At 69.8% G+C, this 12,742-nt stretch carries 2 protein-coding genes and 11 pseudogenes; 5 read left to right on the plus strand and 8 right to left on the minus strand.

The window, feature by feature from the left end; translation table 11 throughout:
- Positions 1-4,806 precede the first annotated feature (4,806 nt).
- From UK94_RS39325 to UK94_RS04230, 4 genes and pseudogenes are all read right to left on the minus strand, one after another.
- Positions 4,807-5,018 (minus strand): RICIN domain-containing protein (locus tag UK94_RS39325; RefSeq protein WP_235486451.1); only part of this gene is annotated, 212 nt, incomplete at its 5' end.
- 1 nt (position 5,019) lies between these two features.
- Positions 5,020-5,310: pseudogene (locus tag UK94_RS39330) on the minus strand (hypothetical protein); the annotation flags it as partial.
- 299 nt (positions 5,311-5,609) lie between these two features.
- A pseudogene (locus UK94_RS39335) lies at positions 5,610-5,679 on the minus strand (SAM-dependent methyltransferase); the annotation flags it as partial.
- A gap of 1 nt (position 5,680) precedes the next feature.
- Positions 5,681-6,224, minus strand: a pseudogene (locus tag UK94_RS04230) (class I SAM-dependent methyltransferase); the annotation flags it as partial.
- A gap of 2,206 nt (positions 6,225-8,430) precedes the next feature.
- Between UK94_RS04230 and UK94_RS04250 the strand changes: the two are divergent.
- The 4 pseudogenes from UK94_RS04250 to UK94_RS72795 all read left to right on the plus strand — a co-directional run.
- Positions 8,431-8,749 (plus strand): annotated as a pseudogene (locus UK94_RS04250) (peroxiredoxin); the annotation flags it as partial.
- A 1-nt stretch (position 8,750) separates the two neighbouring features.
- Positions 8,751-8,872 (plus strand): annotated as a pseudogene (locus UK94_RS72790) (peroxiredoxin); the annotation flags it as partial.
- A 437-nt stretch (positions 8,873-9,309) separates the two neighbouring features.
- Positions 9,310-9,457 (plus strand): annotated as a pseudogene (locus tag UK94_RS39340) (cupin domain-containing protein); the annotation flags it as partial.
- 1 nt (position 9,458) lies between these two features.
- Positions 9,459-9,566: pseudogene (locus tag UK94_RS72795) on the plus strand (cupin domain-containing protein); the annotation flags it as partial.
- Positions 9,567-10,017: 451 nt separating this feature from the next.
- Here UK94_RS72795 and UK94_RS72800 read toward each other — a convergent pair.
- From UK94_RS72800 to UK94_RS39355, 4 pseudogenes are all read right to left on the minus strand, one after another.
- A pseudogene (locus UK94_RS72800) lies at positions 10,018-10,249 on the minus strand (phosphotransferase family protein); the annotation flags it as partial.
- A gap of 1 nt (position 10,250) precedes the next feature.
- Positions 10,251-10,376, minus strand: a pseudogene (locus UK94_RS39345) (hypothetical protein); the annotation flags it as partial.
- A gap of 1 nt (position 10,377) precedes the next feature.
- A pseudogene (locus UK94_RS39350) lies at positions 10,378-10,535 on the minus strand (phosphotransferase family protein); the annotation flags it as partial.
- Position 10,536: 1 nt separating this feature from the next.
- Positions 10,537-10,846 (minus strand): annotated as a pseudogene (locus tag UK94_RS39355) (phosphotransferase); the annotation flags it as partial.
- Positions 10,847-12,193: 1,347 nt separating this feature from the next.
- Here UK94_RS39355 and UK94_RS39360 point away from each other — a divergent pair.
- Positions 12,194-12,460: hypothetical protein (locus UK94_RS39360; RefSeq protein ID WP_235486452.1), on the plus strand; the 267-nt coding region annotated here is incomplete at its 3' end.
- Positions 12,461-12,742 lie beyond the last annotated feature (282 nt).

The following is a 12,742-nucleotide window of genomic DNA, read 5'->3' on the forward strand; positions in this document are numbered from 1 at the left end:
CGGCTGCGTGAGATGTACGCCGAGGCGGGCGAGGCCGACCGCGGTCGGGCCGCGCTGTCGCTGGGGTTGGCGATCGCGGACTTCGTCGATCACCTGCCCGCCGGTGACACGCGGCTGCCCGAGCTCGCCCGCGAGGGTGTCGGGCGGCTCACCGAGGCCGAGGCGGACGAGCACTCCGCGGAACTGGCGTCCGCCCGGGCCCGGGCACTGTCGCGACTCGGCCATCGGCTGCGCGTTGCTCCGCCCACTGCGACGGTCCAGCCATCGGCCGATCGGCTGCCCGGCGCACCCTTCGACTTCGGGCCTGGCGTGGATGTGAACTGGCCCGCCTGGCGCGAGGCCGAGCAGTGGACGCGCAGCGGGTTCGACGTCCTGCGTTTTCTGTCCGCGATCGCTCCCGGCGAGTACGAACCGGTGGTGCAGGCCGCCGAGCGGCTGGCGAAGGTCTCCGATGCGTCCGGTCTGGGCAGTGAGGCGACGCGACAGGCCGGTACGGCCTACCTGAACGAGGTCCTCGCTCATGCGGACACGGTCGGGCTGGACGACGGGCAGTCCGTTCTCACCCGGGCGTTCCTGCTGATGTTCCGGATCGTGCGGGCCACGGAGGTCGACGGCGGCGGCCAGCCGGTGGACTGGCCCAGCGCCGCCGAGCTCGACACCGCCATCGCCGATCTGGAGGGTGTGGACCATCAGTCGCTGATGGCGGTGCCCGCGCCGATGGCCGGGATGACGAACGTGCTGCTCGCCGGACTCATCGTCAGCCGGGTGCAGATCGACATCCGGGACGGTGTCGATGGTCGTCCGGTGTCCTGGTACGACGACACGATCCGGCGACTCGAGCAGGTGCGCGGACATCTTGCCTCCCCGCCGCCGATGTTCGGCGGGATGGCCCAGACCCTGCGGGACGCCTGTGACCGCGCAACGGCGGATCTCCGTCTGGCACGCGACGTCGTCGCCCGCCTGCGATCCGCCCCACCTCGACCCCCCGCGCCCTCNCCCNCTCCGGCCCCGTCGCCGCCGCCCGCGCCGGCCCCGCCCCCCGCTTCGGCCGCGTCGGCGCCGTCCGCCCCGTCGCCTCCACTGGGTCCGGCGCCATCGTCGATCTCGCTCGAGGATTCGCCGTCCCTCGTCGAGTCGCCGTCGCCCGCTGGGTCGCCCTCGCCGGCCGACCCGATTCGGCCGGGCCGGGGTGGCGACGCCGTCGCCGCGGCGCTGCTGGACGAGGTCGGGGGCAGCCACCCACGGGCCGAGGAACTCGCGCGGCGGGCGTCCGCGAGCCGGCGGCCCGAGGACATCACCGCCGCGATCGAGATGCTGCGGGTCGTCCGCCGCGGCCTCGCCGCCGGCGATCCGACGCACGCTCTGGTGCTGGCCGAACTCGCCCGCATGCTGGGTCTGCGGGCGCGGGTGACGGACTCGCCGCAGGTGCTGTCGGAGGCCATCGACGCCGGCGTGGAGGCGGTCCGGGCCGTGCGCGGCAGCGCGTCCGCGTCCGCGGTCGGGCATCTGGTGGCCCTGCTCGTCACCGCCGTCGGCAGCCGGCAGACCATCGGGCCCGTCGACCGGGCGCAGGCCGCCCTGCTCGAAGCGCAGCAGGCGCTCGACCCGGCCGACTCCCGGGGCGCGGTCATCCTCGCCGTCGCGATCGGCGCGGCGCGCAGCCTCCAGACCTGGCAGCGCGGGCCCGCTGCCGCCCGGACCGCGGCGGCCGCACCCCTCCCGTCACCCTGCGTCGACGCCGAGCGGATGCTGCCGGACGGGGACCTGGCTGTCGCGTGGTACGGGCCGGCCCGTCAGGTGTACGTGTGGGCGCTGGCCGAGTCAGTCGGCCATCGGGACCGGGCCGCCGTGGATGTGGCGCTGCGGGTGTCCGCCCGGCTGGAGAAGCTCCTCGCCGCCGATCCGGCGGCCGTCGGGCAGGTGGACCGCGATTCCGACGCGTTCGCCGGTCTGGCCAGTCTCCTCGGCGCGGGCACGTCCGACGAGCTCGCGGGGCTGGGGCTGGCGCGCGAGATGCTGACGATGCTGCGGCAGGGCGGGCCGTTCGCGGCCATGCTCGACCAGGCCGTCGAGCAACGGTCCGCCGGACGGACGCCGTCACCGATGCCGGCGGCAACCCCGGCCGCGGCGCCGCTGTCGGGGAACGACAGCGAGCTCTTCGCCCGGCGCGGGTTGGCGCTCGCCAGGCGGGTCCTGGGGCCGCGCCAGCCCGGCGGCCGCCTGGCGGGGACCTCCGGAGCGGGTGACCGGCCCCAGCCCGATCTGCTGCGGGCCGCAGCGACGGACCTGCACGCCGCGTTGGGCACCGGCCTCGCCGACGCCGAGCTGCGGATCGAGTCGAACGCGACCCTCGGCTGCTGCCTCGCCGAGCTCTACTGGCAGGCGGAAGCCGACTCCTCGGCGGCGGTGTCCCGGTGCGACGCGACCGCGAGCGCCGTCGAGGTCGCCGATGCTGTCGCCGCCGATGCTGTCGCCGCCGCTGTCGACGACGCCGCTGTCGACGCCGCCGACGCCGACGACCGGGTCCTGGTGCGGACGCTGGTGGACGCCGTCGAGCACATCGGCCGGGCGCTGGCGGTCAGCGCGCACGCCGAGCCGACGCTGCGCCGAGCGGATCTCCTCGAGACGTTGGCCCGCTGCTACCGGGAGCTCTACGAGCGGGAGGTGCGCCCGGAGGGCTGGCTGGACGCGCAGCGCACCGCGTCGGCGGCGCTGCGGGAGCTGTCCCGGCTGGTGATGGTCGTCGCCGACCCGGCGCAGAGTGCGGCCGCGGCGAGCCGGGCGAACGACATCGTGGCCCGCGCCGTCGGCTGGAGCCTCGCCGACGACCGGCCCGATGCCGCTGTGCGCATCGCCGAGGCGGGCCGCGCCCTCGTGCTGTCCAGCACCGCGCTCGCCGGTGACCTGGAGCATCTCCTGCGGACCGCCGGACGCGATGATCTCGCCGACGCCTGGCGCAGCGGTGGCACCGAGGGACGGCTGGCAGCCCTCGACGGTCTGTGGGAGCTCGAGCACCGAATCGGCCCGCTGTCCACGCCGTCGGCGAACGAGATCCAGGTGGCGCTGGCGAGAACATCGCTGGACGCCGTCATCTACCTCATCCCGCCGGCCGCGGCTGACACCCCGGCGGAGGATGNCGCCGGCGCCGGNGCCGGCGCCGAACCTGGCGCTGGTGGTGGCGTCGGAGCTGGGGCTGGCGGTGTCCGGGCGCGGGCGATCGTGCTGCGGCCGCTGTTCGGCGAGGCGACGGTGCTGGAGCTGGCCGGCGTCGACGTCGGCCCCGACACCCCGCTGGACCGCTACCTTCGCGCGTTCCGTGCCGCGGTGGACCTCGCGCAGGCGAGCGGGCGCCGCGAGTTCTTCCTGACCTCGCCCGGCGGACCAGCCTGGGCCGACGCGCTGGAGGACCTCGGCCGTTGGGCGTACGACACCATCGTCGGGCCGCTCGTCGAGCACACCCGAACCTGGCGTCTCGGCCGGGAGCCGCGCGTCGGGCTGGTGCCCGTCGGCACGCTGGCCGCCGTCCCGTTCGCCGCGGCGTGGAAGCCCGACCCGGACGTCGCCGGCGGACGGCGCTACGCCGTGCACGACCTGGTGCTCAGCTACGAGGCATCCGCCCGGCTGCTGGCCCAGACCGCGCGCCGGCCCAGGCAGGAACTGGGCCGCCGGGTGGTGTTCGTCACCGATCCGACCGGCGAGTTCCCGTTCGCGCGGCGGCTGGCCAGGCAGCTCCGACAGCGGCAGTACCCGGGCGCCGAGATGTACGGGCTCAAGCGCGATCCGAGCGGTCTGGCCGACACCGCGGCCGTGCTCGGCGCGCTGCCCGGGGACGAGCAGCCCGGTGCGTCACTGCTGCACCTGTCCATCCACGGCAGCGCGTCCGCCGCTGGTGCCGAAGGCCGCCCGCCGGAGCCGGCGCTGCTGACGGCCGACGGCTGGCTGCCGCTGACCAGGATCCTCGCCCAGGCCCGCAGCCGTCCCCCGGACGCGCCCGGCGGCCTGATCATCACGGACGCCTGCCTGACCGACACCACCAGCCTGCACTTCGACGAGTCGCTGACCGTCGCCACCGCGCTGCTCGCCGCCGGCGCCACCGGCGTCGTCGCCACCCGGTGGCCGGTCGACCACGCGCCCGCCGCGATCCTGACCTACCGTCTGCACTTCCACCTGCATCGAGGTCACCCCGTCGCGCAGGCGCTCCGGCTCGCCCAACTGGACCTGATCGCCCCCNCCGACGCCGTCCGCCAGGGGCTGGAACCCCATCTGGNGGCGCTGCCGGACAGCCTGCTCGCCCACCCCGCCAGGTGGGCCTGCTACGTCCACCACGGAGTCTGAGGGGAGCCAGACGGCTCGACCGGCGAGGAGGGTGACGGCGTCGTGGCCGTCAGTGCGATCGCCGGCGAGTCGCTGCACCTCGACAACGTCGCTGACCTTGATCAGATCGACGACATGCTCCGTCGGACTCTGCCTACGCCGTGTGCTGCGGCGTCGGTCGACTATGCAGCGTGATGCCCTCGGGCGGGTGCCCGAGCGTCACCCGGCCCACGCCCGGCATCAGCCCGGCCCACGCCCGACCGTTGCCCGGTCGCCCCGGGTTCACTCGATGTCGGCAGGTCGGATGACGGAGGTGGCAGATGGAACCGCACACCTGACACGGGCGGTGACGGTAGGTGCGGGTCCCGGCCCGTCCCTGCCGTCGCGGCCACCCGGGCCAGATCCGCGACAGCTGCCCGACGGCGAACGTAGCTCACCGCCGGGCAGCCCGAGCCTTCCGTCAATCAGGGCAGTACTCGCCCGGGGGCGGGCTCAGGCCCATTTCTGGTAGCTGCCGTCGTTGCAGTCGAGCGTGTACACCTGTCGGGAAGCGTTGGAATCGAGGCAGAAACCCGTCGCCAGATTGCGGAACGAGTACGTCCCATAGTCGTTGCGGGTGACCTGCCACTTCTGGTAGCTGCCCACGTTGCAGGCCAGAGTGTACACGCGCCTCGCGGCATCGCTGTCGAGGCAACGGCCGGTGGNCGCATCTCGGAAGGTGACCGCCGTAGCGAACTCGGTGGTGCCGACCGTCCATTCCTGGAAGTCCCCACCGTTGCAGCCCAGCGTGTAGACCTCGCCCACATCGTTGCTGTCGAGACAGAAACTGGTAGCCAGATTCTTGAACGTAAGGCCGGACGCCGCCTGCGCGGTTCCCGCCAGACCGACACCCAGGAGCACTGCCGCCGCCACGAAGACCGCCATGACCGGCCGCATGGCCTTCAGTGCCGCGAGTTCGCGGCAACGCCGACGAGAATTTATGCGCATGATTGTCATTGTCCCCCGTATCGCGCTGACAAGTCGGAAATCATGGTTGNAGGTCACAGCTGGAGCGTCAACGCGTCCTGGATANGTATCGCTGTCCAAAAACGTGACAGATAATGCGGACGACTGGNTGACCGACCACGCGCAGACCTCCGGCACGGTGTGGATGGCCTGGGAATGGCGGCCCTCGGCGCGGACGAGAGCCCGGAGGGTGGAGTGATCGAGGAGACGGCCCGGTCAAGCACCGTCGCNGGGGTGGGATCGAAGCGGGTGTGCCGTTGTCCGGCGGCGTCCGAGTAGGAGTGACAGCATCAGGCCGGTTTCGACGCGATGCCCTCGTAGGCGAAGCCGAGTTGGGCTGTGCCGCGCATCGGAAAGGTGNTGGCCGACTCCAGCGCCAGTCCGGCCTTCTCGACCAGGTCGTCGATCCGGCGGTTGAGGCGGCAGCCTCCGGCGATCCTGCTCCAGGCGGGTGTGATCCGGTCCTGCCAGCGGGCGACGGTGGGCCGGGGTGAGCGGCCGTGCTCGGTGAAGTGCAGTGTGCCGCCGGGCCGCAGTACGCGATGGATTTCGCGCAGTGCCCGTTCGGTGTCGGGGATGGTGCACAGTGTCCAGGTGGTCAGGACGTGGTCGACCGACGCGTCGGGAAGCTGCAGCGCCTGACCGTCGTCGCCGATGAACTCGACCGTGACGGGTGCGGCGGCGATGCGGGAGGCGGCGAGCGTGCGCCCCACGGAGGCGGGCTCGACCGCGAGCAGGCGGGTGACTCCCGCCGGAAGGTACGCGAGATTGCGTCCCGACCCGAAGCCGATCTCCAGGACCTCACCGGACAGGCCGGCCGTGACACGCGCCCTGGCCTTCTCCATCGGCCGGCCGAGGACGAGATCGACGATGCGGGGCAGCACCTGGTCGTCATAGAAGCCCATCACGACTCCTTATCGGGGGCCTGGCCTGGGCGGCACCTGCGAAAGGCAGGGCCACCCTCGGCGCTGTCGGTGGAACCGCGGGCCATCGGGGTTGCCTCGATGATGGCCGAGACAGGCCGGACGGCTGCAGGATAGTCGCGACATCGACGGCCTGATCCCAGATCTGGAGCCGCTCGGGCCGAGGAGGGCAGCCACGCCGACCGCTGCGCGACAGCTCTCTTACGGCCTCCGGCCGGTGCCTGCGGAGGTGGATCGCTCGTATGCGTCCCCCTTATCCTGCGGAGGTGGCTGTCACTCGCGTTCTGATCGTCGGTTTTGACCCCAACGCACTGCCGGGTGTCGACGCCGAGGCGATTGCGCGCGGTCTCGCGCACGGCCTTGAGCGCGTCCAGGCGGCTGGCTGTCTGGTCGAGCAACTCCTCGTCCCACTCGACGAGTCGGCCGTGGACCGGATCAAGCGAGCGGTTGTCGGCCAAGCATGGGATGTCATTGTCATCGGCGGCGGTATTCGCAAGCCCGAGCCGCTGCTGGAGTTTTTCGAGACCGTGGTCAACCTCATTCACAGCGGCGCGCCGGCCGCCAGGATCGCCTTCAACTCCGACGGTGGATCAAGCCTNGAAGCCGTCCAACGGGTCCTGTCCTGACAAAATCCGCGGCCATCACCTGGTCCAGGTGTGCTGACCGAGGAATTTCGGTAGAATCATGCGCACGCACCTGCAGGACGGAGTGGACGGTGCCATGGCGGTCACGATGCAAAGGCGGTTGCCGTGATGTCGCTCGCGAGGTGAACCGACTCGTGGCCGTAGACGTCGGGTCGGTCCAACCGCAGGACAAGGCAGAACCTGCGGTCGGCGCCGTAGGCTCGGCGCAGCTCCTCGAACCGGCACCGCAAATAATGTGCGGCGGCAAGGTTGGTGACCCCCGTCTGGCCGGCAATCAGAAATAGCGGCCGAGCGCCTGGGGAAGGGAAGACCCTGGCCAGTATCACGAATTCCCGAAGTCCGGGCTCTCGAACAAACTCGGAACCGCCGGCGACTATCGCGATCGAGTCGGGCTGATCTCGGCGGTACGGTGTGAAACCTGCGCCGGGGAGGTAGGTCGCGATATGCCCTGCTGTTCGGTTGTTGGCAAAGGGGCCACCGATGCAGAACTCAACCCGACCGCCGGTGCCCTCCCGAAACTGGTCGGACTGGAAAATCTGGAACCCCGGGCCTCCGTCGTTGGCGATACTCNCCACCTCGACTAACGCTCTGACATCGGAGCGCTGCACGCCGAACGGGTTGTTCATCTGCTGCCCGATGACGACGACACACTCCCCGGCGCCGGAGAGGCCGAAGAACGCTCCGTACCGACCTTTTCGTCGAAGAAACTCGACTCGCCGCCAGCTCCAGACCAGACTCCCGGTTACGACGCTGGTCAGAACGCCGATCGCGACATTGACCACTATCGATGACATGTGACTCCCGAGAGGAGACGGCGCGGTCGCAGAGCCGCGGCGGTCGGGTGCCGTGCGATCATCGACCACCTACTGCGGATTTTCGCTTTCCTCTGGTGTCTCGTCTCGCCGCGTCACGGCGAGACCCAGGCGACGGCGCACCACCCGGCGACCGAGGTCCAGCACCGAGGGATCGTCGTACATCACGAAGCTCGTGTCGGCCGCCAGGAGCGTGCCGTTGAGCTCCAGGGCGAGCGCTGCCGGATCCTCGTCGNGCGGCAGTTGCCGGAGTTGGACCGCTGTTCGCACAACGTCGCGGATGAGCTGGATGAAGCCGGAGTGGAACTCGGCGACCTTCTCCTGCACCGGTCCGCGGTGCGTCCCCATCTCCAGCGCGGCGCCCGCGAAGAAGCACCCGCCGGGGAAGACCCGCCGTTCGAGATGATCGAAGAAGCCGTCGCAGAACGCGAGGAGCTGTGGCACGCCGGGGTCGGCCGTCAGCGCGGGCTCGATGACCTCCGACCGGAAGATGACGCCAGCCGCCTCGACGGTCGCGAGCTGCAGGTCCTGCTTGGAGTCGAAGTGGGCGTAGACACCGCCCTTGCTCATGCCCAGGTCCTTCGCGAGGTTGCCGATGCTCAGGCCCTCGAGGCCGTCGACGGTCGACAGTCGCACCGCCGCGTCGAGGATCGCGGNGCGGGTGCGATCCCCGTCCGCTCGTCGCTGGCGCGTGCGCGTCGCCCTCTCCGCCATGACCCACATCCTAGTTGNCGCGAGAAACGATCGTTCGTACTATCGCTCTATAAAAACGAACGTTCGTTCTTATACTGCGGAGGAGGGTTCGCCGATGGCGAGCAAGGCGGTCATCAGCCTGACCACGGGTCTCGAGGACCTCGAGAAGGTCACCGTCGCGTTTCTCGTGGCGGTCGGCGCCGCGGAGACCGGCAGGGAGACGCTCATGTTCCTGACCCAGGAGGCGGTCCGGCTGGCACTGCCCGGGGAGGCGAAGGGCGAGGGTTGTGCCGGCTGCCCGCCGCTGGAGTCGCTCGTCGAGCGATACAGGATCGCCGGTGGCCGCTACTTCGTGTGCNCGATCTGCGTCGATGCCCGCAACATCGACGCCAGCCTGCTGATCGAGGGCGCGGAGCTGAACGGCACCGTCCCGATGTGGAACTGGATCGGCGACGACGGCGCGACGACCTTCAGCTACTGAACCGGCGTTCTCTGCCCGTCGGCATGCGGGCTGGCCCGCGTCAGTGCCCGAGGACGCGGCGCAGGATCTGGTCGGCGCGTTACCAGGCGTCCTCGCCCGGCACGACGGGGCAGACCACGACCCGGCCGGTGTTGGCCGTCCTGTCGACCCAGGCGCGTCAACGGCCGCCGCTACCGCGACGCGGTCGTCCCGATGCACGAGGTCGGGGTGATGCTTGAGTTCCGTGCCTGGTCCGCCCGTCGGACGGCCCNCCCCGGCCGGAGTGAACGGTGGTCCACGACTTTCGCGATTCTTCCGACTGAAAGGACCCTCGGTGGAGATTGTTCGCGCTGCATCGGTGCCGGACCTGGGGCCGCAGCATCAGGGACTGTCCTCGCTGTGGCTACGCGGTCCGGGGCAGGACGACTCACTCGACGTCGCCATCGTCGGATTCGAGNCGGGATCCGCCACGCCCCCGCACGTGCACCACGGTGGTCAGACGCTTGTCATCCTCTCGGGCCAGGGCTTCGTGGAGGTCGATGGAGTGCGGACCGAGGTGTCGACCGGGGACATCGTCGTCAGCCCGCCCGGAGAGTCGCACGTGCANGGCGCAGCGGACGACACTGCCATGGTGCACGTCTCGGTCACGACGGGCCGTAACGAGCTTCTCCGGGGCCTCGGCCCTGCTGCCGCCGGGGATACGGCAGTCGAGTGAAAGCGGCGGGCAGGTCNCCGCGGTGCGCACCCTCAGCCCAGCCAGCGTCCGAAGGGCTGCATCGTGTGGTGGGCGGCCATGGCGGAGCCGGCGGGGCCCATCAAAGCCTTGTAGCGCTGCCAGCGGCGGTTGAACAGGACGACGAGTTCCGCGTCGTGGCGACCGTCGTCGGCGAGGACGAAGTTCTCCAGCGCCGTCTCGCATTCGTCCCAGCTCTTCGGCGCGCGGCCGACGAGCCGGGCGAGGTCCTCCCGATCGGCCTCGGTGACGGCCGCGCCGATCTGGTCGGCGCGTTCGAGGTGGCGGGCCAGGCGGAAGGCGATGCGGATCTGGTAGGTGACGTACGGGTCCTCGACCGAGATCGACCGCAGCGAGCGGGACAGGTGCTGGTGCGGGATGGAGACGGGGGAGGAGACCGGCTCGGGGNTCTCCACGGGCTCGAGGTCGATGNCCAGGTACTCCGCCATGGTCTCGACGGCGTGCAGGTTCGTCTCGCTGACCCACTGGGCGTAGGTCATGTAGTCGGTGTCCAGGGTCGGGCGGGCCAGCGGGCCGTGGAAGGACAGCTGGTTGGTGAGGGTGAAGAACAGGTGGTGCCACTGGATGGCGGCGAGGTCGACGGGCCGGCCGGTCAGCTCGGCGTACCGGTCGTACAGCACGGGGAACTCGCCGTAGGGGATGACNGTGTCGCGCATCCGCCAGGCGGCGAGGTCCATCATCGGGTCGCCGATGTGGCCGATCTCGACGTCGACGAGGGCGACGAGGTGGCCGTCGGCGTGGTGGAACTGGCCGGAGTCCCAGACGATGGGCNCCTCGCGGTCGGAGGCGGGCAGCGGGTGGCGGCGCAGCCAGCCGAGGACGAACTCCATCAGCGGGTCGGGGCGCGTCTTGCTCGATCGGTAGTGCTGCTCGAACCGGCGTACTCCGATCATCGCGGAGTCGCTCGGCGACGTCCCGGAGATGACCCCGNCGGCCTTGAACGGCTCGACCGGGAGCTGGTGCATCCTCGCCAGTGCCTGCAGGTACTCGTCGACCACCACGTGGCGTTCGTCGTCGGTGGTGCCGGCGAAGTCGGGCCGGCCGGGGACGGCGGCCATCGCGTACGCCCTCGGTTCGTCGCACCAGCCGTGCACGCGCGGGACCGGGACACCGTGCTCGTCGAGCAGCCGCTGGAACAGCATCTCGTGTTCGAGCGGGAAGATCAGGGACGTGTCGGACCGTTCGCCCCGCACGACGACGCGTTCGGTGACGCCGCCGCGGTCGATGTCGACGAACCACATGGGCCGCCATCTCGGCTGCCGTTCCCACGACACGACCTGGCCGCNGAGCAGGGACTCCAGCCAGGCTATGACGCGACCGTCGTCCTTTAACTCCGTGTCACGGGCATCCGATGCAGCCATGATCATCCTCCGGTGTCCAGCAGTCCTCGGCGCGGCTCCCCTCACCCTCGCACGGACAGTCGCGCCGGTCTCCTGACATGCGCGGCCGGCACGCGCCGGCGGCTCGTCGACGACAGTAGCCCGCGGGGCCCCGGACGGGCCCTGGGAGCGGACCATAGACGCGGCCCTTCCCGTCCCGCTCGCATCTCAACTCGGTCCCCGGGAACGGACCGCCGTGGGCCCGCGCGCGAAGGCAGGCAATGTCGCCATGGAACCCCGGAGCCTGGGACGGTCCAAGCCCGAGGCCCCATGGCTCGGCATCAGGCTCCCCGCGCGGCCGGTGAGGCCATCGCTGACTGACGGTAAACCCAACAGGCCAGAGACCGGGACCCGTCACGTCTCCACCCGTCGCCGGAATATCCTACGACTCCCTCCGGGCTCACCGACCCATTACCTGTGCCGGAGGGGCGATCTGCCTACGTGGCCGACACCGGGGGGTGGGAAGTGGGATCAGGATCGACACGGACCTTCGACGAGTTCTGTGAAAGTTTCGAGATTTCGTCTTTCAGGGGAAACGACACCGCTGCCTTTGGAATACCAGGTCGAGCCGCAGTGGATTCTTTTGTGCCACCCGTACTGGTGGAGAAGGAGAACGAAGAATACCTGCCGGTGACGCTGGTGTCCGCCCGAGGAGCGGCGGGTAAGAGTATGGCGGCGGTGGAACTGGCGGCTCGGCTCGATGCCCCGCTTTGGCGTCTGGAACTCGACAAGGCGGTGAGCGCGACTTCCCTGGAATACGCGCTCGGCCAGTACCTTGGTAGCCACGATGTGAGGAGTCGTCTCGATAAGGACCGGCATCAGTTCATTGTCGTCGACTCCCTGGATGAGGCGCGTGCTCGGGTTTCGGGTGTGTCCTGGACCGAGTTCATTGAGTCTCTCGGACTACTCGCCGAACACGGTCTTCGATATGTNCTTTTCGGGCGTGAGCGCACATTAGAGGACGTCTGGGTTGGGCTGTGCGATCTCAATCTCCGGGTGGCCTGGTGGGAGATCTCCCATTTCGCGGCACCTCAGTGTNCCGAGTACATCGATGGCGTGGTGCAGAAGCGCGATCCGGAAGCGACCTGTTCTTCGTTCGAGTATCGGGCTGCACGTGACGCGCTGGTGGCATCACTGNGGAGCGCGGCAGAGGGCCCCCACGCCGGGGCATTTGTCGGGTACCCGCCCGTTCTCGACGCGGTTGCAGCCATGCTGATCAAACGTCCAAATCTGTTGAGTATACGTCAGCAGTTCGAGCCCGACGGTCTTCCGGCGGAAGGCCGGATCGAGCTGCTGCAGCGCATCCTCGGTGGACTACTGGAAAGAGATCAGACCAAGATCAGTTCGATGGCCGTGGAAATCGGGGTCGACCCGAAGCTCACCTACCGGCCGCACGAGCAAACCCGCTGGCTCTGTCACTTCTTGGAGGGAGCTGACCCGCCGGACCTCGCCTACATCGCCAGTGCCACGGCCCGGNAGGATTATGTCAAGCGTATCTCAACGTTCGCCTCTGAGCATCCGTTCCGGACCGAGAACAAATGGGCAAGCCCGGTATTCGAATCCTATGTGGCATCAGTCGAATTCGATAACTCGGTGTTCTCGCCGGCACGCCTTGTGGAGATCGGTGACACCTCGGGGTTGCTGCTCGACTTCGTCGGCGGGCAAAGCGATCTGCTGATAACCGAGACTCAGTTTGCGGCGCTACACGCCTCAATCATCGCCTCCGAGTCAATCAGATCGATGACGAACACCAGTATC

The organism is Frankia sp. AvcI1 (assembly GCF_001420875.1).
Taxonomy (GTDB): domain Bacteria; phylum Actinomycetota; class Actinomycetes; order Frankiales; family Frankiaceae; genus Frankia; species Frankia alni.